Genomic DNA, 22,527 nt, shown 5'->3' on the forward strand with positions numbered 1-22,527 from the left:
CGCGTATGGGGGCGGCATTTCCGGGAACGCGCGCTGTATTTCGAGGGCATGACCTGCATCATGATCTGCGCGATCTAGACTGGATGGCGCTTTATCTATTCGGTATTACCGGGCGACAGCACACGCCTGAGCAGATACGAATGCTGCATGCGATCTGGGTCTACACCAGCTATCCCGACGCCCGCTTGTGGAACAACCGGGTGGCGGCACTGGCTGGCAGCGTGCGTAGCACGCCACCATTGGCGATGGCAGCGGCGCTGGCGGTATCCGAAGCGCAGGTTTATGGCGGCCAGGCGGGTGTGCGGGCGATGTCTTTCTTCTTGCGTACCAAGGCGGCGGTCGATGCCGGTGCCGATCTGGTGGAATGGGTGAATGCAGAGGCGGAACAGCGCCATATCCTCGGTTATGGCCGGCCCATAGACTCTACGGACGAGCGCATTTACTGGTTGCATCAACGGGCACAGGCGCTGGGCTTGGCGGAAGGGCCGTATCTTCGGCTGGCCTTTCAGGTTGAACAGATACTGCTTGCCCGACGTCCGCACCTACGCATGAACAATGCGGCCTACACAGCGGCATTGTGCGCGGACATGGGGATGGATGTGGGGGAGTTTCACCTGTTCAGAGTGCCTTTGTTTCTGGCCGGTATGCCGCCGTGCTATGTCGAAGCCAGAGAGCGACCCGAGGCGACTCTATTACCCTTGTCGTGTAGCGATATTCACTATGAAGGTGTTACAGCGCGGCGCTGGTAAGGCGACGGGAAGCTTTTGAATATATTGTTCCTATATGTGCAGGCTATCAGGATAGTGCGCCCACCGTTGCACGCATCCACTTGTACTCAGGGACGGAGAAGACAATGCGGAAAGTTTGTAAGCTGTTACTACCCAATATGTTCGCCGTGGCTTGCATGAGTGCGTTACACGCGGACGAGACGGTAGTCGAAGAAGACCTGGCGCTGGCCTATGGCGACAAAACCACGGTCAGCATTGCCACCGGTAGCAAGCAGACCCTGCGCCGGGCACCTGCGGTGGCAACGGTGATCACGGCCGAAGACATCACGGCCATGGGGGCGCAAGACCTGGACGAGGTGCTGGAGACCGTGCCCGGCATGCATGTGTCCCGCAGCCCTAACTCCTACACGCCTATTTATGTGGTACGTGGGATATTCAGCCAGCAGGGACCGCAGACATTGATGCTGCTCAATGGCGTCCCCATGACGACCGTGTTTACTGGTAATCGCGGCAATATCTGGGGTGGGATGCCGGTAGAGCATATTGCCCGGATTGAAGTGATTCGCGGCCCCGGCTCTGCACTCTATGGTGCCGATGCATATAGCGGTGTCATCAATATCATCACCAAGGCGGCAGGTAGTTATTCTGGGACTGAGCTTGGCGTGCGTACTGGCGCCTTTGATAGCCAGGACCTATGGCTGCAACATGGCGGGCAATGGGGAGGGGTGGATATTGCAGCCTATCTGCGTCTGGGTAGTACTGATGGTTACAAGGAAGTCATTACGTCGGATGCCCAGACCCGCAACGACGCTACCTTTGGTACGCGCGCCAGCCTTGCTCCTGGCGCCGTGAGTACTGGACGCGACGCTGTCGATGCCAGTCTTGACATCGCTTACTCGAAATCGCGTATTCGAGTGGCCTACAAGTTACGCGACAAGCTGGGTACAGGGCCAGGTATCGCCTCTGCACTCGACCCTACAGGTAATAGTCGCAGTCAGCGCTTCTCGATGGACTACGGCTGGACGGATGCGCAGTTGACGCCCAACTGGGGGGTAGGGGTCAATGCAAGCTACGCGCATTATTCTGAGGTATTCAACAACCTTGTACTTTTCCCTGCGGGCACTCGCTTTCCAACCGGGACGTTTACCAACGGCATGATTGGCTCTCCCAATCGATGGGACCGGCAATTCCGGGTGTCGGCCTATGCAACCTATTCGGGCTGGCAAGGGCATCTGTGGCGGTTTGGGATGGGGCATGATGACCTGAACCTCTACAAGACCCAGGAAATCAAGAATTTTACCTTCCTGCCTAATGGGCTGCCTGTGCCCTTGGGGGAAATGCGGGACTTTAGCCATACGGCGCCGTTCATGTTACCTAACCGCCGGCGGGTCAATTACGTCTATGCGCAGGATGAGTGGGGGCTCGCCAAGGATTGGGCGTTGACTGCGGGTGTGCGGTATGACCGCTACTCCGACTTTGGCAGCACCACCAATCCCCGGTTGGCGCTGGTTTGGGATGTCGATTACAACCTGACGGCCAAGCTACTTTATGGTCAGGCTTTCCGCGCGCCTGCATTCAATGAGCTTTACAGCATCAATAACCCGACGGTTCGAGGCAACCCCGGCCTGGAGCCGGAAACCATCAAGACTCTGGAGGCCGCATTTGCCTGGCAGCCAAGTCGTCAAACGCATGTGAATCTGACGCTGTTCCGTAGCAGGTTGAAGGACATTATTCGAACCGTGCCGAACAGCACACCTGGGACGGGTGCGACCTACTTCAATATCGGCAGCCAGAAGGGGCATGGTTTTGAGTTGGAGACCGCTTGGGATGTAGATAGTAAATTGAAACTGTCAGCTTTCTATGCCCATCAACGGTCAACTGATGGTACGACCTTGCAGGATGCAGGGAATGCACCGCGCAAGCACGCTTATGCCCGTGTCGACTGGAAGTTTTTCGACGGTTGGCAATTGGGAGGGCAGGCCAATCACATAGCAGACCGTAAACGGGTTGCCGGTGATGCACGTCCCGCAGTGCCCGACTACACCACATTGGATCTGACACTGCACAAGCGCATGGGTGAAAAAGGATGGACGTTCTCAGGTTCCTTGCGTAATGCCTTCGATGAGGATGTACGTGAGCCCAGCCTGGCTCCAGGCTTGATACGCTACGATCTCCCCATGGCTGGCAGGGCCTGGTATGTGCAGGCGAGCTATACGATGTGATGCAGCGCGGCCGAACAAGGCGTTCGGTCCAGGTTTACCCATTAGCCTTCGGAGTCATGAATGCAGCGATTACTAGGAAAGCGGGCACTGATAACAGGTGGGAACAACGGCATAGGCTATGCCACGGCCAAGCTGTTTGTGGCTGAGGGGGCGCAATTGGCCATTACCGGGCGCGACGTCGATAGCCTAGAACAGGCGCGCAGCTCGCTGGGGGAGTCGGTACGGGCATTTCGTAGTGATGCAGGCCGGATGGACGATATAGACCGGCTGATGCAGGAGGTGGGGGCGGCATTCGGCCAGCTGGATGTGCTGTTTGTCAACGCAGGCAACTCTCAGCCCGCTCCGTTCGAACGAGTGACCGAAGCAGAGTTTGACGAGATGAACGCCAGCCTGTTCAAAGGCGTCTTCTTTACCATACAGAAAGCGTTGCCATTGCTGACACCTGGCGCATCGATAGTGGTGACAACTTCCATCTCAAACCAGAAAGGCTCACCGAACTTCAGTGTCTATGCAGCCTGCAAGGCTGCGCAGTATTCCCTGGTCAAGACCCTGGGTATAGAGCTGATGGCGAAAGGAATACGCATCAATGCAGTCAGCCCTGGGCCGATTAACACGCCCAAATTTGGTACGCGATGGGGGATGCCCATAGAATCGGTCAAGGCGGCCAGAGAACATTTTGTCAGCAAGGCACCCATCAAGCGCTTCGGCGAGCCTGAGGAGGTCGCGCGCGCCGTTCTTTTCCTGGCCAGCGATGAGTCTTCATACATTGTTGGTACTGAGCTGGTGGTCGATGGTGGCACGGTGTTACCGTTGCAGTAACCGCGACTCGTGACTTGGGCGAGCCATGGTGCTGAACCAGCTACCTATACTGCGTATAGTACTGGCGAAACTTGCAAGGCGCGTCATGCATGGGTGCTTGGAAACCCGCAATACGTTACCGTGGATACTCGGCATATATTCTGCAGATACACATACAGCTTGCCTATCTGATGAGGTGGCATGCATAAGGCTATGAATAACGTAGCAGCAAGGCTGCGAGCCTGCGTTGTCCCGTGCGCCAGCCCAATGGCAAGGTGCTGCGCCATGCTGGGCCTGCTTGGCCCATGTACCGCCCATGCAGTTGCAAGTTGGACTAATGCAGCACCATTGACGAGTTCGGTGGCAGTAAGCCAGCTACCTTACTGGCTGGCAGCGGACGACGCCCGTGCTTTGAAGAACATTGGTGACGCGCCTGTCGACGTCGCCCTCTTCCGCGTCGCCTTCAATGGCCAGAAAGCCGAGCTGGTCGCTATGGCCGCAGGGCCACAGCAAAGCAGCCTGCTGCGGCTGGCTGCGCTGAGCGGTAGTCAGATTGCGGTGTTGTATCCCGATATCGGCGAGCCCTATCGCAGTGTGTTCACCAAGATTATCGAGGGCATAGAGGACAAGGCCCGTGTGCGGGTAGCTAGCTATGCCGTCGGCAATAAACTGAATACTCAGGAGCTGGCTGGCGAGCTCAAGCGCCAGAACGTGCGGGCCGTGATTGCCCTGGGCCGCAATGGCCTGCGGGCGGCCAATGCCCTGGAGGGCAGCAATCTGAGCATCGTCGCCGGTGGGGTGCTGGCAGTGCCCGAGAGCGAGGCCCGTGGCGTTGCCGTGCATAGCCTGGCGCCCGACCCTGAACTGATGTTTGCCCGGCTCAAGCTGCTGGTGCCACAGGCACGCCGCGTCTATGTGGTGTGCGACCCGAGGCAGAACGCCTGGCTGATGCAGCTGGCCCGCACGGCGGCCAAGGCGCAGGGCTTGGAGCTGCAGGTGCGCGAGGCGACCGACCTCAAGACGGCCATGCAACACTACCAGAGTATCTTCAGCAGCAGTGATGCACGCCACGATACGGTCTGGCTGCCGCAGGACAGCACCACGGTAGAGGAATCGGCTGTGCTGCCGCTGGTCCTGCAAGAGGCCTGGAATCGCAATATCGCGGTGTTCTCCAGCAGTCTGAGCCACGTCAAGCGCGGCGTGCTGTTCTCCTTGTACCCCGACAATATGGGCCTGGGCCGTAACCTGGCGCAGGTTGCACTCGCCAATGCCGATGGTGCCAGCGGCTTGGTACCGTTGAAGGATGTTCTGGTGGCGGTCAATCTGCGTACCGCCAGCCACCTGGGACTGAATCTTGGCAACAAGCCTCAGCAAAATTTCGACCTGGTTTTTCCTGAGCCTTGATTGCAATGAAGCTAGTCGACAAATTCCTGCATAACGCCGACTTCCGGCAACAGATCAGCATCGCGGTGACCGCTGGGGTGCTGTGCCTGGCCTTGCTGTCGTCCATGGCCAGCTCCTGGCAGGGTAGCAGCCAGATACGGCAATTGCTTCGCGGCCAGGGCGAGGGGGTGACGGAGAGCCTGGCGCGCCAAAGCAAGCTGGCCCTGCTGTACGACGCTGCCGAGAATGCCAATGCGGCGGTTGAGGTGGCGCTGGCTTTCCCTGACGTCAGCCGGGTGGAGATACGCCATGCCAATGGCCGGCTGCTGCTGGCCAGGGACAGGGACGGCAGGGTGGTGCAATTGGCTGATGAAATAGCGGTCAAGGTAGGCCAGGTCATGCTCGAAGGCGAGACCGATGAGGCCTGGCGTTTCATCGCCCCGGTCATGGGCAAGGAAGGCGGCGAGGCCTCGCCTTTTGCCGTAGAGGAGCAAAAGAGCGAGCGTATAGGCTATGTGCGGGTGGTGCAGAGCAAGGCCACACTCAAGCGCATGGTGACCGAAGTCTTTGTCGTCAACTTTGCTACCGGCTTCCTGGCGGCCTTTGTGCTGTTGTTCCTGATACGGCTGCTGACCCGCAGGCTCAGCCGTCCGTTGGCGCAATTGGCGCAGCGCATGGCGCAGGCCGAGCAGGGGCAGGCGGGGGTGCGGGCCGATCTGGCAGGCCCCCACGATATTGCCGAGATGGCCCAGGCCTTCAACAGCATGATTGCCGTGCTGGAGGCGCGCGAACAGGAGCTGCGCGAGGCGCGCGACGAGGCCATGCGCTTTGCTACGCTCAAGGCCGAGTTTGCTGCCACCGTCAGTCACGAGATACGCACGCCCCTCAATGGCGTGATCGGCACGCTGGATATCCTGATCTCTACCCCCATGCCGGCCAAGCAGCGCCAGTTTGTGCAGATGGCTTGGGATTCCTCGCAATACCTGCTGGATCTGGTCAACAACATCCTGGACTTCTCACGGCTGGAAGCCGGCAAGCTGGAACTGGAGTTGACCGACTACAACCCCCGCCGCCTGAGCGAGGATGTGATCGAGCTGCTGGCGCCACAAGCCCATCAGAAAGGCCTGGACCTGGCCTATCTGGCTGCGCCGGACGTGCCCGTCAAGGTTAAGGGCGACCCCACCCGCATACGCCAGGTGCTGACCAATCTGGTCGGCAATGCCATCAAGTTCACCGAGCACGGTGAGGTGGTCGTGAAGGTAGCGCTGGCGGATGCCGACACCTTGCGCTTTGAAGTGGTGGATACCGGCATAGGCATGAACGAGCAGGCCCAGTCACGCATCTTTGACTCGTTTACCCAGGGCGATACCTCGACTACCCGTCGCTTCGGCGGCTCTGGCCTGGGTTTGTCCATCTGCCGCCAATTGGTGGGGTTGATGGGTGGCGAGATCAATGTGGAAAGCGCCGACGGCAAGGGCAGCCGGTTCTGGTTCACCCTGCCGTTGCAGGCTGCCAGCGAGATACCCAGCGTGCCAGAGCGGCAACCCGGCTGGCAGGGGCGTAGCGTGCTGCTGGTGGAGGAAAGTGCGGCGGTACGGCATTTTCTGGAGCAGTCGCTGGCTAACTGGGGCTTTGTCTGTACGGCGGCCCAAGGCAGCGCCGAGGCACTGGCCTGGCTCAAGGCACAGGCTAAAGCCGGCACAGCATGCAGCCTGGTGATACTGGATAGCGACTTCGCCAGCCCCGAGGGCGGCAACCTGCCACAGCAGATACGCGCCGACGAGGCATTGCGCGACACCTACATCATCGCCATGAACCGGTTGGGCGTGGCACCAGCGGCGCAACAGGGCGTGGATGCGCTGTTGAGCAAGCCCCTGCGGATGGAAAAACTGCTGGCCTGCATAGCCGAACAGGATCAGCAGGCGTCGTTGCCCTTGGTGGTGGAAGCGCCCCGTTTGGCAGGGCGCTGCCGGGTGCTGGTGGCCGAGGACAACCGTACCAATCAGGCTATCGCCGAAAGCATGCTGGCCATGCTGGGATGCCAGGTCGAGATCGTGGGCGATGGCCATGAAGCCCTGCGGGCATTCAAGCGGCAACGGTACGATCTGGTGCTGATGGATTGCAATATGCCGCATATGGATGGCTACCAGGCGACGGCGGCGATCCGGGCGATGGAGGCCGAAGGCGGCGGCCGTGTGCCCATTGTGGCCATGACGGCCAATATCCAGCGCGGTGATATAGAAAAATGCCTGGCGGCCGGCATGGATGACCATCTGCCCAAGCCGCTGACGCTGGGAGCGGTAGGCAGCATGATAGGCCAATGGGCCAAGCTGCCGGTGGTGCTGCCCAACGATGGCAGCGTGGCAGTAGAGCAGCCGGCAGCCGATAACCGCGAACCGCTGGATACCGTGGCGTTCGGCAAGCTGCGTGAGGCGCTGGGCGAGCGTATCAATCAGGCGGTGGAGCCCTATCTGGAAGATATGCCGGTTTACCTGGAGGCCCTGGCACAGTCTGCCACCGCCCAGGACGCAGCACGCCTGCGCCAGACAGCGCACGCCATCAAGGGTGCCAGCAGCACGCTGGGGGCGGGTGCCGTAGCCAGCCTGGCACGCGAGATCGAGGCGCTGGCCGAAGTGGGGCAGACCGAGAATGCTGAATCCTTGCTCAGCCGTCTGCATGCCGAATACGCGTTGACCAAGCAGGCCCTGCTGCAGGAGCTGAAGGGCGCGCAGGCCTCGTTGCTGGAGAGCACCGGCGATGCCGGCCTGGTGCTGGTGGTGGACGACGACCGCAGCACACGCTCGGCTTTGCGCCATGCGCTGGAGCGCGGTGGCTTCCAGGTGGTGGAAGCCGGCGATGGCAACGAGGCACTGGCCTTGCTGGGCCAGTGTGCCCCCGATGTGATCCTGATGGATGGCCTGATGCCCGGCATGGATGGCTTCACCGCTTGCGCCCGCCTGCAAGAGATGCCGGAATACCGCGATATCCCGGTGCTGATGATTACCGCGCTGGATGACAACCAGTCGATTGAGCAGGCTTTTGCGGTGGGCGCCAGTGACTACCTGACGAAGCCCATCCACCTGGCTGTGGTGCAGCAGCGGGTACGGCGGGTGGTAGACGCTACGCGCACCTCGCGCCATGTGCGCCACCTGGCCTATCACGATACCGTGACCGACCTGCCCAACCGGGCGCAGTTCTCCGAAGAGCTCAAGCAGGCCATAGAGCGGGCCGAGCGCACCGACCATGCCCTGGCCTTGTTGTTCCTGGATCTGGACCGCTTCAAGTTCGTCAACGACACCCTGGGCCATGAAATAGGCGACCGCCTGCTCAAGCTGGTGGGGCAGCGCATACGCCATTGCGTGCGCAGCAGCGACAGCGTGGCACGGCTGGGGGGGGACGAGTTCACGGTGCTGCTCGATGAATTGCCGGACCCTGCCGCAGCCGCCAATGCCGCACAGAAGATAGAGCGCGCCCTGGGCAGCCCCTTTGAGATAGAAGGGCACGATATCTTTATCTCCACCAGCATCGGTATCTCCTTGTTCCCGGTGGATGGCAACAACGCCAGCACCCTGTTGCGCCATGCCGATACCGCCATGTATCGGGCCAAGCGGGCCAATGGGGGATTCCAGTTCTATGAGGCCGGTATGGATGCCTCGGTGTCCGAGCACCTACGGCTGGAGAGCGCCCTGCGCAGGGCGCTGGAGCGTGAGGAGCTGCTGGTCTACTACCAGCCCGAGGTCGAAACGATCAGCGGCCATCTGTTTGGCATGGAAGCCCTGCTGCGTTGGAACCACCCCAACCGAGGCATGATCTCGCCGGCCGAGTTCATTCCGCTGGCCGAGGAAACCGGGCTGATCGTACCCATAGGCGAGTGGGTGCTGCGCACCGCCTGCATACAGGCGCAGCGCTGGCTGGCAGCCGGTGTGCCGCGCCTGCAAATGGCGGTGAACCTGTCTGGTGTGCAGCTGGCCCAACCCAACTTTGTGGAGCTGGTAGACCGGATACTGACCGAGACCGGGCTGCCGCCGCATTGCCTGACGCTGGAGATTACTGAGAGCGTGCTGATGGAGCGGGCCCACGACGCCGTATCCAGCCTGCACGCGCTAAAGGCGCTGGGCTTGAACCTAGCGATCGACGACTTCGGCACCGGCTATTCCTCGCTCAGTTACCTCAAGCGCTTTCCGGTCAATACGCTCAAGGTCGATTACTCCTTTACCCAGGATGTCACCACCGACCCTGACGCCGCCGCCATCGTCACCGGCATCGTGGCCCTGGCCCACAGCCTGCGCCTGCAAGTGGTGGCCGAGGGCGTAGAGACACCGGAACAGCGCGATTTCCTGGGGCAGTTGGGTTGCGACTACATGCAGGGCTACTACCTGAGCCGCCCGGTGCCGGCAGAACAGTTCGAAAGCACCATCCTGGCCCCACGTTACCCGCAGTTGGCCTGGCAAGGGGCACCGTCTTCGTTGGTTTAGCACGCTTTAATACGCCGCAAGAAAACGGTACATCCTCCGAACGTGGCTGAACCGCCCAGGCTTTGGTGTGGCTGTTTGATTTGAATCAGGCTGGTACGGTGGCCTGACAGGCGAGTTACCGATAGTAGTCCGCCCAGGATTCCTAACGAAACGCGTAAACATCCATAGCCAAGCCACCGTTGGTCAGGCCGGTATGCAGGCGTTCGGCCTTGGCATCGGGCCCTGCTGCACCAAGTGCGACGTAGAGCGGCAGGTAGTGCTCGTCGGTGGGGTGGGCGCGCTGTGCGCCGGGGGCCTGTTTGCGGTAGTCCAGCAGTGCCGCCTGGTCGCTCGCCAGCAGCTTGTCGTACACCCATTGCTGGAAAGCTGGCACGTACTCGTTGATGGCGGTGTCCTCGGGGGCGTCCCATTCCAGTTCGCGCAGGTTATGGGTAATGCTGCCCGAGCCGATGACCAGCACACCTTCGTTCCGCAGGGCGGCCAAGGCATGGCCTACGCGCAGGTGGTGTGCCGGGTTCTCACGCGGTTGTATGGCGAGCTGGAAGACCGGTACATCGGCGGCGGGGTACATGTTCTTGAGTGGCACCCAGGCGCCGTGATCTAGGCCGCGGCCAGGATCAACCCCCACTTGCAGCCCGGCGGCGGCCAGCAAGGCGGCTGCACGCTCGGCCACGGCGGGGGCGCCGGGTGGGTTGTACTGGAGTTGGAACAAAGGCTCGGGGAAACCATGGAAATCATGGATGGTGGCTGGGCTGGCGGTGGTGCTGACCGCCGGCAGGCTGGTTAGCCAATGCGCCGAGGCGACGACCACCGCACTCGGCCGGGGCAGCGATTGGGCGACCTTGGACCAGGCTGCGCCGGTGGGGCCAGCATCCAGGGCCAACATGGGTGAGCCATGGGAGATAAATAGGCTGGGCAGGCGAGGCATGATCGAATTCCTTCAATGAGTTGAATCCATTATCAGCAGTGCCTGATTGGGGTGATAGCGGAAAGAAATCAACTTCTATGTCGGAAAATTTGATGGATGCTTGCGCCTACCTCGCTGAGGTCAAGCACTTGGCGCCGCCTAGCGCTTGGGCAAGGCCCACAGCAGCCCACGGGTAATCAGGGCAGGGAACACCGTCAGGTGATCTTCATCCTTGATGACTTCCGAGCGTATCGACAAGCCTGGATAGCCGCGCCCCTTCAATTGCAGCTCGAAGAGCTGCATGTCCTTCACCATGTCGGTCTCTTTGGCGTAGCGGGGATTGTCCGAGCCGGGCTGTATTGCCTCGAAGGCGCCGGCCACCATCAGGACGCGGGCGGAGAGGTTCTTGTTGCTGGCGGCGTATTGGCGCTCGACGTCCAGCATATGGTAGCGGTCGTACCAGAGCGAGGGGCTGCCGAGGACATAGTAGTCAAAGGTGTCGGGCTTGCGGAACAGCAGGTGCAGCCCCAGCAGCGAGCCGTAGGAGTGGCCGACATAGATCTTCTTGCTCATGTCGGCACGGTAGTGCTGGGCCACAAAGGGGATGACTTCCTCGCTGACAAAGCGGCCGTAGGATTCGGCTTGGCCATAGGGGCCCTCGGCCTGGCTGGGTCGACGGGTCTTCTTGAGCACGATATCGGTCGGTGTGTAGTCGCGGTTGCGGCTGGTGATCGGGCTGTCGCCCTTGGCATAGGACAAGCCAACCAGGATGACCTCGTCGAGATTGCGGCCATAGTCGTTGACCCGCCGATTGATGCTGCGCACCAGCGGGAAGGCGTAGTTGGCGTCGGTCATGAACAGCACCGGGTAGCGTTTCTGCGTCTTGTGGTAGGACTCAGGTAGGCTGACAAAAATCTCGTAGTCACGCGGCAGTATCCTGGACGGTACGCTGCGGACTTCGGTGTGTTCCAGGGTGTAGGGGCGGGGGGCGGTACTGGCCAGGGTGGGGGCCTGGATCAGTAGGCCGAGTGCGATCAGCAAGGGCGTGGTAGTGCGGTTCAGCATGGTGCTTTCTAGGTTTGTATCGGTAAAGGCGGGCGAATTTGGTTATGCAGGCCTGCTTATGGCGGCACGAACGCAGTCAGCCGGCGGGCTGGCGCCAGAGTTGCCGGGTGCCCAGGGCGTAGGCCATGCCGATGGTCAGGCAAAGCAAGGAGGTGATGACGAGGAAGGTATCGACACCCTGGCAGTTGCAGATATCGGCCAGGCGCTCGGGCTGCCACAGCATAAGCGGGATGAAACCGATACCGCGCAGCACCAGCACGGCTGCAATACCCAGCAGTACGGTGCGCTGCCACGGCAGGCGGCGCAGCATGCCGGCACCAGAGAAGGTATAGGCGGCGGCCAGCAGCAGGGCCAGGGCGATAACCAGGCAGCAGGCTACCGGATACCAATGCCCGGCCCTGGCCATGGCGACGAGCCCATCCGGCGCGCCAAAAAAGGCATACCAGTTGGGTCCACCAATGGGGATGGCGAGGTGCAGCAGGCTACCCGCCAGCGCGGCAATGCCAGCTGCAATCAGATAGAGGTTGGGTGCGCGCGTCCTGGCGGAAGACTGCATGGCATTACTTCCAGCGTAGCTGTTCCACCTTGAAGCTCTCGCCGGCCGTGGGTTCCACCCCCAGCAGCTTGCGGTCGTGTATCACCACCTGCAAGGGGTAGGTCAGGGTGGTAAAGGGGGCTTCATCAGACAGTATTTTCTGCACCTCCACATAGCGCTTGGCCCGATCAGCCTGCTTGGTGGCGACACGTGCGGCATCCAGGGCGGTATCGACCTGTGGGTTGCACCACTGGGCGAAGTTATAGCCGTTGCCGGCGGCATCGCAGCTGGCCAGGTTGCTGTAGAAACCATCGGGATCAAGCGCACCACTCCAGCCGCTGAGCAGGCTGGGTGCTTCGCCGGCGCGGGCTTTCTTGACCAGTTCAGTCCACTCCACGTTTACCAGGTTGAGTCTCACACCCAGCTTGGCCCAGTCGGCCTGTATCAGCTCGGCGGTCAGCTTGAAGTTGGGATTGGTGCCGGAACCACCTGGCCGCACCCACATTTCGGCTTCAAAGCCCTGGGGGTAGCCGGCCTCGGCCAAGAGCTTGCGCGCCCGGTTAAAGTCGGGCGCAGCAGGCCTGACTGCCTCCACGCCCCAAAGGCTGCGCGGTGAATAAGGCGTCGTGGCGATCTCGGCCCGGCCGTCGTACACGCTTTTGACGATGGCGGCGCGGTCTATGACCGATGCCAGTGCCTGGCGTACCCGCTTGTCGTCGAACGGTTTGCGGCCCACATTGAAAAACAGCTGGCTGCTGGATTGGATACGCAGCGGGGTGACTGCGAACTGGGCATGGCCATCAAAACGGGGCCGGTCTTGCGGCTTGATGGTGTCGGCGAGGTGGCATTCGCCGGCCAGCAGCTTTTGCGCCCGCACCGCCGGGTCGCTGACGGTGGCGATGATTAATTTATCGATGGCCGGCTTTTGCCGCCAGTAACGGGGGTTGGCGTCATAACGCGCCTGGGCGCCCTTGTCGAACTTCTTCAACTGATATGGCCCGGTGCCTACCGGGTGGCTGCTGATCTGCAGCGGGGTGGCGGCTTTGTCGAGCTGCTTGCCGTATTCGGCCGAGACGATGGCCAGGGCAGGGTGGGCAAAGCGCTCCAGCAAGGGGGCATAGGGCTTGGTGAGTGTCAGCTTGACGGTGTGGTCGTCTATTTTTTCCACGCTCTTGAACAGGTTCTTCCAATCGCCTGAGTTGGCATAGGGGAAACCTGCGGGCGCCGCCTTGGCGCCGGGGTGGCTGGGGTCGATCTGCCGTTGCAGGGTCCACAGCACATCGTCGGCATTGAAATCGCGGCTGGGTTTGAAACTGTCGGTGCTATGCCACTTCACCCCGCGCCGTAGCTTGAAGGTGTAGACCAAGCCATCGGCCGAGATATCCCATTGGGCTGCCAGGCTGGGGGTGAACTTGAAGGGGCCGGGCAGGTATTCGATCAGGTTGTTGTAGAGCTTGGCTGCGGAGGCCGCATGGGTGGCGGTATTGGCGCTCTGTGCCGGGTCGAACCCATCCGGGTCGGCATCGGCACAGATGACCAGGGGCTTGGCGGCCAGTGCGCTGACGGTGGCAAGGGCCAACAGGGCCAGTCGGATGGTGTGCATGGTGCTTCCTCTATCGTTTTATTGGTCTATCTGCCTCTGAGGGGCCAATACGGTATGGCCGAGGGCCATCATTCAAACCAGTCGGCGTCAGGCAGCTTGGCAAACACCCGTCGCAGCCCTTCTCCCCAGCCACGCCGCAGCTTGTTGAAATAGGGGTCATCGCCATCAATGCGGTGCGGTGCCGCAGGTGCAAAGGTATCGGCGCCGTAGAGCAGCATGTCTATGGGCAAGCCCACTGACAGATTGCTGCGTATGGTGGAGTCAAACGAGATCAGCGTGCATTTGGCGGCCTCGGGCAGCGGTGTATCGCTGCGCACCACCCTGTCTATGATGGGCTTGCCGTACTTGGATTCCCCAATCTGGAAGTAGGGGGTGTCCTCGCAGGTCTCGATGAAATTGCCCTGCGGGTAGACCTGGAACAGTCGTGTCGTCTCGCCCCGTATCTGCCCGCCCACGATAAAGTTGGCGCCAAAATCCACCCCCTGTCCCAGGGTGCCTTCACTGGCGTAGCGGGCCACCACTTCCTTGACCGTAGTGCCTACCAGGGCGGCTGCGTCATACAGGGTGGCGACATTGTGCAGATTGACCACATCGTCATCCAGCCGCTGCCGCAGCAGGCTCACCACGCTCTGGGTAGTGGCCAGGTTGCCGGCACTCAGCAGTACGATCAGTCTTTTGCCCGGCTGCTCGAACACATGCATCTTGCGGAAGGTGGCGATATGGTCAACCCCGGCATTGGTGCGGGAGTCGGAGGCGAACAGCAGGCCGGTATCCAGCCGCATGGCGACGCAATAGGTCATGGCGTGGCGTAAGTCAGTAGAATGACAGGCAGTTTAACGGGATGCGCGGCGCTGTGGGCAAGACGCGCGTATATCCCAGTTCGGTGGGAAGGCAATATGTCTATGTGGCAACACGGTGTGGTATCGATGGGTGGCGCACGTGCGGCCGTCTTGGGTCTGCTGGTCGCAGCGCTATCGCCCCTGGCCTGCGCTGCAGGCTCGATAGATGAGGACAATGCCTATTTCCGCAAGATCATGGTCCCTATCATTGAAGATGCTAAAGGGCGCGACATCGCGAAGCGCTGCCAGAAACGCTACGACGCCCGCGCCCTATCGCAATACGAATCGTGGACGGGGGGGCAATATGATGTGTTTGTGCATCCCTACAAGCAGCTGGATCTCTACATCACCAGCGAGATGAAGGTTAAGGACGCAAAGGTGGCGGCGCAGGTGAAGGCGGCCCTGCTTGATCGCGTCGAGCGGGGGGCTGTGCAATACAACGACAGGCTAGGTAGGGACCGCGTCCTGTTGCGCTGCCGAAACTTCTTGTCGTACATCGCCTATGTCGAATCCAGTGCGCGAGGTAAGCCTTACGACTTCGATGGCTTGATGCGCGTCGTCCCCTACTGACAGCGGCTTGGCATCATCACTGATCCTGCCCATGTGCGGCCTGCGTTACTCGCGCCACCGCATGCAGGCTTTCACCGCCGCCACCCTGCCGCATTCCCCTTACCGGGCAGGCATCCAGATAATCGAGCCCCACGGCCAGCGGGACATGGCGGTTGCCGGCCAGGCATTGGTTGCTGACATCGAATCCCAGCCAGCCATCATCCAGCCAGGCCTCCACCCAGGCGTGGCTGGCCACATGCTCTGCGTCGGCCGCCAGGTAGCCACTGACGTAGCGGGCCGGGATGCCCAGCAGGCGGCAGCAGGCTGCATAGACATGGGCGTGGTCCTGGCACACACCGCGCGACTGGGCAAAGGCATCGGCCGCAGCGGTGGCAACATCCGTGCTGCCGGGGGTGTAGGGCATGCGTTCTCCCACGGCCTGCATTAGTGTTGTCAGGCCGGCCTGCCGGTTTGCTGCCACGGCCGCCTGGTGCTGCCGGGCAAAGTCCTGCAGGGCGGCATCGGCATGGGTCAATGGCGAATCGCGCAGGAACAGCTGTGGCGGCAGACTATCGTCGCGCATGGGGGAGGGCGCTGCGTCCGATGTCTCGACCACCCCGGTGGCATGCAGGCGGATTTCGCTATGTGGTTTGTCCAGTGTCAGCACATGCAGCACATTGCCATAGGCATCCAGGCCGCGCGCAGCCTGTGCGGGCAGGGTAAGTTGCCACTCGATGACGCGCACGCGATCAGACGGCCGTGGCGTCAGCCGCAGGTACTGGGTGCTGCGGGCCACCGGGCTGTCGTAGCGGTACAGCGTCTCGTGATCTATGGCCAGGTGCATGGGTTTTCCTCCCGGTAAATAGGCACCAACCTGCATGCCGGGCCGCCTGTCGCGTGCGAACAGATAGACGGTGGCATGGGCTGGTGCGTTTTATGGCGTGGGCCTATTCCAGCTGTAGCTGCCAGTAGGCCACGTCTATCCAGCGGTCGTGTTTCAGGCCCACTCGCTCGAAGCAGGCTACCGGCTTGAAGCCCAGCTTCTCGTGCAAGGCCACGCTGGCGGGGTTGGGCAGTGCTACTCCGCCGATCACGGTGCGCAGGCCTGCCTCCCTGAGCCGTATCAGCAGCGCCTGGTACAAGCGGGTACCCAAGCCTCGGCCGCTGGCATCGGGTGCCAGGTAGACCGAGCTCTCCACGGCAAAACGGTAGGCCGAGCGAGCGCGCCACTTGGTGGCGTAGGCATAACCCAGCAAGCGCCCGCCCTGCTCCGCCACCAGCCAGGGCAGCCCGGCGGCCTGTACATCGGCTACCCGCCGCGCCATCTCCTCGGCCGGGACGGGCACCTCCTCAAACGAAATGGTGGTCTCCATCACATAGACCGAATAAATCGCTGCCAAGACCTTGGCATCGGCCTCGGTGGCATCACGTATTACCACTTCCATCTTAATTTGCCTCCAGGTAAGCGGCCCGTATGGCCTCGCCCAGCCGGGCCGAGCGGGTCAGAAAGCCGGTCAGCCAGTCATGCAGGCCCTGGGCCATGATTTCGTCCACCGAGCCGTATTCCAGCTGCACGGCCAGCTTGCCAGCCAGTTGTTTGACATGCCGGCCGGCATCCAGTGCGCCTTCGGCGGCTTCTATCTGCGGCAGGATGGCCCGTATCTCGTCACAGCAGGCGCGCAGCGAGCGCGGCACGTCAGGCCGCAGTATCAGCAGCTCGGTCACCCGGCGGCCATCCAGGCTGTCGCGATAGGCTGCGTGATAGGCCTCGAAGGCCGAGAGCGAGCGCAGCAGCGCGCTCCAGGCATAAAAATCGGGGGCGCTCTCTGCGGGCGCGTCCACCGGCATCAGGTTGGCCTGGGCGGGCGCAATCAGCTGGGATTTCACATCCAGCAGGCGGGCGGTATTGTCGGCCCGCTCGATAAAGGTGCCAAGGCGGATAAAACAGTAGGCGTCATTGCGTTGCAAGGTGCCGTAGGTAGCGCCGCGGAACAGGTGGGAGCGCTCCTTCACCCAGTCAAAAAACGCCGATACGCTGGGTATGCCGCGACGCGGCATCTCCTTGGCTTCTAGCCAGCTGGCGTTGATGGCCTCCCACATCTCCGCCGTGATCTGGCCGCGCACGGCATGGGCGTTCTCGCGGGCAAAGCGCAGGCAGCTCAGTACCGAGGCCGGGTTGTCCAGATCCAGCGCCATGAAGTTGAACAACTGCTCTGAATCGAGCTTGTGGTGGCGGGCGTGGAAAGCATCCAGCGAGCCGGTGACGGCCAGCGGCGCGGCCAGCTCGGTCAGCGCACCGCGCGATTGCGGCAGCAGCGACAGCGAGTGGGTCACATCCAGCATGCGCACCAGGTTTTCGGCGCGCTCCAGATAGCGGCTCATCCAGTACAGTTGCGAGGCAGTGCGCGACAGCATTCAGGCCTCGCTCTCGGCCACCACGGCCAGCGGCACCAGGCTACGGTCTATCAGCTGCTTGTAATAGATGGCCGTGGGATGCAGCGTGCCATCTGGGCTGGCGGCATAGTCCGGTATCTCGCCCACGCGGGTGTAGCCCAGCGATAGGTATAGGCCCTCGGCGCCGGAGCCTGCCTCGGTATCGAGGTAGAGCATGCCGCGCTCCAGCTTGCGCGCCATGCCTTCCAGTGCTGCCATCAGCAGGCTGGCGATACCCTGGCCGCGCCAGCGGCTATGTACCATCAGCTTGCAGACCTCGGCCCGGTTGCGGCCATTGGCACGGGGGCAGGTCTGTAGCTGAACGGTGCCGACCACCTGCTCGCCGGCGCGAGCTACCCACAGCAGGGTGGCGCTATCCTCCATATCAGCCAGCACACCCAGCCAGTAAGCGTGGGCCTGCGCCAGCTCCAGCGGGGCCAGAAAACCGATACTGGCGCCGTGGTTGACGGTATCCATCAGCAGACCGGTCAGGTCGGGCAACAGGCCCGATGCCATGGCGGGGCTGATACGTTCAATCTTGATGTCGATGTGCGCGTTCATTCAGGCCTCCAATACCCAAGTGTCTTTTGTACCGCCGCCTTGTGACGAATTGACCACCAGCGAACCTGCCTTGAGCGCCACGCGAGTCAGGCCGCCGGCCACCATGGTGGTTTCCCGGCCGGTCAGCACAAAGGGGCGCAGGTCGATATGGCGCGGCGCGATGCCGCTCTCCACGAACGTGGGGCAACTGGACAGGCACAGGGTGGGCTGGGCGATATAGTTGGCGGGGTTGGCCCGCACCCGCAGGCGGAAATCCTCCACCTCGGCCGCCGTCGAGGCTGGCCCGACCAGCATGCCGTAGCCCCCTGCGCCATGTACTTCCTTTACCACCAGTTCGGCCATATGGGTCAGCACATGGTCCAGTTCGGCCGGCTTGCGGCACTGCCAGGTCGGTACGTTGTGCAGTATCGGCTCCTCGCCCAGGTAGAAGCGGATCATCTCCGGTACGTAAGGGTAGATGGACTTGTCGTCGGCGACACCGGTGCCGATAGCATTGGCCAGGATCAGATTGCCCTGCTTGTAGACCGACAAAAGCCCCGGCACACCCAGCATGGAGTCGGCGCGGAAGGCCAGCGGGTCCAGAAAGGCATCGTCTATGCGGCGGTAGATGACATCCACCCGGCGAGGGCCGACGGTGGTGCGCATATACAGGTAGTCATCCTTCACGAACAAATCCTGCCCCTCCACCAGCTCCACGCCCATCTGCTGGGCCAGGAAGGCATGCTCGAAATAGGCCGAGTTGAACGGGCCGGGTGTCAGCACCACTACGGTAGGGCTATCCGCTACACTGGCGTGGCGCAGGGTGTTCAGCAGCAAGGTAGGGTAGTGTGCTACAGGCGCCACCGGGTATTGGGCAAACAGCTCGGGAAACAGCCGCATCATCATCTTGCGGTTCTCCAGCATATAGCTGACGCCTGATGGCACCCGCAGGTTGTCCTCCAGCACGTAGTAGCCGCCGTCGGCATGGCGTATCAGGTCTACCCCTGTGATATGGGCGTAGATGCCATGGGGTAGATCCAGCCCCTGCATGGCTGGCTGATACTGCGCATTGGCAAATACCTGCTCCGCCGGCACAAGGCCGGCCTTGATGATCTCGTGGCCGTGATAGATGTCCCACAGAAAGCGATTGAGCGCGCTAACCCGCTGCCGCAGGCCCGCTTCCAGCATCTGCCACTCGCTGGCCGGCACGATGCGCGGCACCGTATCAAACGGTATCAGGCGCTCGGCACCGGCTTCGTCGCCGTACACGGCGAAGGTAATGCCCACCTTGTGGAATAACAGATCGGCCTCCGCTCGCTTCTTGGCCAGCGCTTCGGGTGTCTGCGCATGCAGCCAATTGGCAAAAGGCTGATAGTGCGGGCGGATAGCCCCACTGGGCAGCAGCATCTCATCGTGGTGCGATGGTGCGGGGAGGGTAAGGGCGTGCATATGGGCTCCCTGGATGGTCTCACCCACCTTACGCAAGGGTTGTGCCGGGTGAGATCTGCCTTTATATACCAAAGACTTAGCCCAGGGTGCTGGCGAGGTAGGCCGGATGTGTGCACTGACTTGGTGCGTGCGAGCGACTACGGGTGCAGGGCGGTGAGCGTGTCTGCCCTGTGAGCTGGGCGCGTTGTCTGGCCGGCGCGACGGCTAGGAAGCCGCCGCCAGCAGCGTCACCCGCTGCTTGAGCCCCTGATAGCCCAGCCAGACCGCTAGCAGCAAGTAGCTCAGTACGGCGGCGATGGTGATATAGGTGCCATAGCGCACCTCATTCCCCCACAGCAGCAGGAACAGTATGGTCGCCAGCGTGGCGGCGGAGAGCAGCACCTCCGCGATGACCATCAGGTACAGGCCTTGCCATGGCGGCTGACGCCGCCGTACAGACAACACCTGGACCGCCAATGGCCAGCCGAACATCAGCAGCAACACAAGGCTGCCGGCACTGGGCCGGTCATAGCTTGTTGCGGCACTTTGTGCCTGCGGTACCGCTGCTGGGTCTTGCTGCGTGCACTGGCTGAGCGGCATAAAGAAACTGGCCATCAGTGCGAAAGCGGAGATCAGCTTGAGCAAGCGCGCCATAGGCCAAGCACGCCCCTCAGGCAGCATCGGTCGCGTCGCCCTTGATGGCGGCACTGATACGCCGACTGGCCGCCAGCGCACCCTTGGCGTCCCTGTCGAGCACGGCCACAGTCAGGTCTACCAGGGCGGTGCCGGCGCTGATCACCTGCTTGACGCTATGGATAGTGGCGATGGTGTCCCGGGCATTGTCGATGGCGCCCCGCAGCTCGCTGGCAGCCTCCTCGGCCTGCGCGCCCTGCAGCTGTATGCCGTAGCCGCGGAACAGCACCACGGCCTGATCCAGCCTGTCCTCGGCTTTCTCCAGTTCTGTGGCTTCCTCGTCAGACAGCGCCGCGCTATGGGCGATACGGAAGTCCAGTATGCGGGCCGATGCCTGGGCAAAAGTGTCGGCTATCTGGTAGGCATGCTTGTCGGTCAGCTTAACGATTTGTGCCATATTGGGTTTCCTCCTTGCTGCAAGTCCAGGCTGCACTAGAAGGCCGCTTTGGCCTGTTGGTCCAGTTTTGCAATGGCCAGGGCAAACTGCTTGAGTTGGGCTGCCAGTGCCTTGTCGTCAGGTTGATCGTATTTCTGCTTGATCAGTGCATGCGCTTGCTGCAACTCGCGTATGGATGTGCTGAACGCTTCCACTGCCTGCTCGCGGGCTGCAATCTGTTTCTCTTCTGCCAAGAGCTGGGTCTTGAGGTAGTTGGCAGCCAGCGGTTCGGTTTTGCCAGCGTTGTCCAGCGCCTCACGCAATAGGGCGAGTTCTCTTTGTTCGTCTTTCAGCCAGCCACGGTAATTGTGCTGGGCGTAGTCGTTCAGCGCATTGGTGATCGCCAGTACGGCTACCTCGTGGTCTAGCAGATCGCGTATCGCAGCCTTCTGTGCCCGCTGGGTGGCAATGCGGCTCAGATGGGTTGCCAGCCCGCTAATGGCGCTGAGCTTGCCTTCGTCAAACAGGGGGTCGGCGCTACCTTTGCGTTTGACGGTGGCAAGGGAGTCCTTCAGGCCGCCGAACTCGTCCTTGTAGCTGGGCAACTGCTCGTCGGCCAGGGCAGTCAGCGTATCGGCGTACTGTCCCAGCAGGCCATTGAGTTCGGTCATCACCTTGTTGTCGGTTGCTATAGGCCCGCACAACGTAGCGGCAGCCTTCTCGGCAGCGGCCGCGTCGAAATCGCGCGCGGTAATGGCCTTCTTGCGCAGGTACTTGGCAGCGCAACTATGGGACGAACCCGCCAGCATGGGTTCAAATGCGGCAGTCAGGCGCTGGGTGTCGCCGGCATAGCTGTTGACGGCCGCCAGGTTGGCGCAACCGCCGAGCAACAGGCTGCCACACAGCAATGCCGGTATGAGGGTCGCCGCCAGGGAGAGCCTGTTCATGTTTTCCTCCTGCGTTTTTTGATTGTTTGCCGTCGCACGCTACCGTAAATGAGCAGGCTGTGCATCCTCCAAATTGGGGGAGGGAGCTAGGCGGATGGCCGCAGCAGCTGCGCCTGTCTGGCTTTCGATAACGAAGCCAAGGCCTTGTTATATGACCAGCGCACCAGTTCCTGCAGATAGTCCGGCGGCATGCTGCGTACATCGACGATGGTGACCCAATGAAAACGCCCCATGTACCGAGCCGGCTTGATGCCCGGTATATCGGTCAGCTCCAGGAATCGCTCTGGCGTAGTGCGGATGCTGAAGCGCCATTTTTCCGGCTCGGATAACTTGAAGTAGGCGAACTGCTTGTCGCCCACACCATAGACCAGCACATTGCCGGGTGGGCCGACAAGCTGGTGCTCGGCGCCGGGAAACTGGCTGCAATAGTGTTGTAGTTCGCTGGTGTTCATGGGGTGCCTCAAAGGGGGCATGTATTGGCCGGGGCTGTGGCAGGATACATTGAGATAAGGGTGTGGTACTTTTCAGTGCCCAAACTAGGCTTATTGCTATAGCGTACGCAATCTATTTAATTAACATGAAGTAAGCTTTCGGAATCACAAACATGGCCATTACGAGAGTTATTGTTCAAAACTACCGCAGGCTTAGGCGCGCCGATGTGCGCTTTAATTCTGCACTGAATATTGTTGTCGGCGACAACGAGGCGGGAAAATCCACTCTCCTTGAGGCCATCAACTTGGGGCTAAAGTGTCAACTGAATCGCCGCCCGGCTGCACAAGAGTTACATCCGTTCCTACTGAACGCGGAAGCCGTTGCAGAGTTTGTTGATGGCCGCCGTGCTGGCAAGCCCATGCCGCCTCCACGCATCTTGATTGAGCTATATCTCGACGACAAGGAGGAATTTGCAGACCTAAAGGGCACCAACAATAGCGTAGGAGCAAACCTTCCCGGTATCTGCCTTTCTATCGAGCTCGACTCCGACCATGCTGAGGATTTCGAAGCATAT

At 61.3% G+C, this 22,527-nt stretch carries 21 protein-coding genes; 7 read left to right on the top strand and 14 right to left on the bottom strand.

The window, feature by feature from the left end:
• Positions 1–5 precede the first annotated feature (5 nt).
• The 5 genes from V7714_RS19165 to V7714_RS19185 all read left to right on the top strand — a co-directional run bounded on the left by V7714_RS19165 (position 6) and on the right by V7714_RS19185 (position 9,606).
• Positions 6–749, top strand: coding sequence for a citrate/2-methylcitrate synthase (locus V7714_RS19165; RefSeq protein WP_335711190.1), 744 nt, complete (start codon positions 6–8; stop codon positions 747–749).
• A 137-nt stretch (positions 750–886) separates the two neighbouring features.
• The gene (locus V7714_RS19170; RefSeq protein ID WP_335711170.1) at positions 887–2,950 is read left to right on the top strand and encodes a TonB-dependent receptor plug domain-containing protein; all 2,064 of its coding nucleotides are present in this window, start codon (positions 887–889) and stop codon (positions 2,948–2,950) included.
• Positions 2,951–3,010: 60 nt separating this feature from the next.
• Positions 3,011–3,769, top strand: a complete 759-nt coding sequence (locus V7714_RS19175) for an SDR family oxidoreductase (protein WP_335711171.1) — start codon at positions 3,011–3,013, stop codon at positions 3,767–3,769.
• Between the two features lie 327 nt (positions 3,770–4,096).
• Positions 4,097–5,152 carry an ABC transporter substrate binding protein gene (locus V7714_RS19180; protein WP_335711172.1) on the top strand — a complete coding sequence of 352 codons (1,056 nt, stop codon included), beginning with the start codon at positions 4,097–4,099 and terminating at the stop codon, positions 5,150–5,152.
• Between the two features lie 5 nt (positions 5,153–5,157).
• Positions 5,158–9,606 (top strand): EAL domain-containing protein, encoded by a 4,449-nt coding sequence (locus V7714_RS19185; protein ID WP_335711173.1) that lies wholly within the window; start codon positions 5,158–5,160, stop codon positions 9,604–9,606.
• Positions 9,607–9,748: 142 nt separating this feature from the next.
• Here V7714_RS19185 and V7714_RS19190 read toward each other — a convergent pair whose 3' ends face one another.
• From V7714_RS19190 to V7714_RS19210, 5 genes are all read right to left on the bottom strand, one after another.
• Positions 9,749–10,534 carry a dioxygenase family protein gene (locus tag V7714_RS19190; protein WP_335711174.1) on the bottom strand — a complete coding sequence of 262 codons (786 nt, stop codon included), beginning with the start codon at positions 10,532–10,534 and terminating at the stop codon, positions 9,749–9,751.
• 138 nt (positions 10,535–10,672) lie between these two features.
• Positions 10,673–11,578 (bottom strand): alpha/beta hydrolase, encoded by a 906-nt coding sequence (locus V7714_RS19195; protein ID WP_335711175.1) that lies wholly within the window; start codon positions 11,576–11,578, stop codon positions 10,673–10,675.
• 76 nt (positions 11,579–11,654) lie between these two features.
• Positions 11,655–12,134: a hypothetical protein gene (locus V7714_RS19200; protein WP_335711176.1), complete on the bottom strand. Its 480-nt coding sequence runs from the start codon at positions 12,132–12,134 to the stop codon at positions 11,655–11,657.
• Positions 12,135–12,138: 4 nt separating this feature from the next.
• Entirely contained in the window at positions 12,139–13,716 is a 1,578-nt protein-coding gene (locus V7714_RS19205; RefSeq protein ID WP_335711177.1) for an ABC transporter substrate-binding protein, read from the bottom strand.
• A 68-nt stretch (positions 13,717–13,784) separates the two neighbouring features.
• Positions 13,785–14,516 carry a proteasome-type protease gene (locus V7714_RS19210; protein WP_335711178.1) on the bottom strand — a complete coding sequence of 244 codons (732 nt, stop codon included), beginning with the start codon at positions 14,514–14,516 and terminating at the stop codon, positions 13,785–13,787.
• A gap of 96 nt (positions 14,517–14,612) precedes the next feature.
• Between V7714_RS19210 and V7714_RS19215 the strand changes: the two genes are divergently transcribed.
• Positions 14,613–15,125 (top strand): hypothetical protein, encoded by a 513-nt coding sequence (locus tag V7714_RS19215; protein WP_335711179.1) that lies wholly within the window; start codon positions 14,613–14,615, stop codon positions 15,123–15,125.
• Between the two features lie 16 nt (positions 15,126–15,141).
• On the opposite strand, the gene V7714_RS19220 is transcribed toward V7714_RS19215, so the two are convergent.
• The 9 genes from V7714_RS19220 to V7714_RS19260 all read right to left on the bottom strand — a co-directional run bounded on the left by V7714_RS19220 (position 15,142) and on the right by V7714_RS19260 (position 21,973).
• Positions 15,142–15,948 carry a transglutaminase family protein gene (locus V7714_RS19220; protein ID WP_335711180.1) on the bottom strand — a complete coding sequence of 269 codons (807 nt, stop codon included), beginning with the start codon at positions 15,946–15,948 and terminating at the stop codon, positions 15,142–15,144.
• Positions 15,949–16,051: 103 nt separating this feature from the next.
• On the bottom strand, positions 16,052–16,549 hold the full coding sequence (locus tag V7714_RS19225; RefSeq protein ID WP_335711181.1) for an arsinothricin resistance N-acetyltransferase ArsN1 family B: 498 nt from the start codon (positions 16,547–16,549) through the stop codon (positions 16,052–16,054).
• A gap of 1 nt (position 16,550) precedes the next feature.
• Positions 16,551–17,519 (bottom strand): alpha-E domain-containing protein, encoded by a 969-nt coding sequence (locus V7714_RS19230; RefSeq protein ID WP_335711182.1) that lies wholly within the window; start codon positions 17,517–17,519, stop codon positions 16,551–16,553.
• Complete coding sequence (locus tag V7714_RS19235; RefSeq protein WP_335711183.1) at positions 17,520–18,098, bottom strand: GNAT family N-acetyltransferase; 579 nt, start codon at positions 18,096–18,098, stop codon at positions 17,520–17,522.
• A complete protein-coding gene (locus V7714_RS19240) occupies positions 18,099–19,526 on the bottom strand; it encodes a circularly permuted type 2 ATP-grasp protein (RefSeq protein WP_335711184.1) in 1,428 nt (475 codons plus the stop codon). It abuts the gene before it with no gap.
• 204 nt (positions 19,527–19,730) lie between these two features.
• The gene (locus tag V7714_RS19245) at positions 19,731–20,159 is read right to left on the bottom strand and encodes a hypothetical protein (RefSeq protein WP_335711185.1); all 429 of its coding nucleotides are present in this window, start codon (positions 20,157–20,159) and stop codon (positions 19,731–19,733) included.
• 16 nt (positions 20,160–20,175) lie between these two features.
• The gene (locus tag V7714_RS19250) at positions 20,176–20,595 is read right to left on the bottom strand and encodes a hypothetical protein (RefSeq protein WP_335711186.1); all 420 of its coding nucleotides are present in this window, start codon (positions 20,593–20,595) and stop codon (positions 20,176–20,178) included.
• 35 nt (positions 20,596–20,630) lie between these two features.
• Entirely contained in the window at positions 20,631–21,521 is an 891-nt protein-coding gene (locus tag V7714_RS19255; RefSeq protein WP_335711187.1) for a hypothetical protein, read from the bottom strand.
• A gap of 86 nt (positions 21,522–21,607) precedes the next feature.
• Entirely contained in the window at positions 21,608–21,973 is a 366-nt protein-coding gene (locus V7714_RS19260; RefSeq protein ID WP_335711188.1) for an MmcQ/YjbR family DNA-binding protein, read from the bottom strand.
• Positions 21,974–22,125: 152 nt separating this feature from the next.
• Between V7714_RS19260 and V7714_RS19265 the strand changes: the two genes are divergently transcribed.
• The coding region (locus tag V7714_RS19265) for an AAA family ATPase (RefSeq protein WP_335711189.1) at positions 22,126–22,527 on the top strand (402 nt) is incomplete at its 3' end.

Source organism: Chitinimonas sp. JJ19 (assembly GCF_036961565.1).
GTDB lineage: Bacteria > Pseudomonadota > Gammaproteobacteria > Burkholderiales > Chitinimonadaceae > Chitinimonas.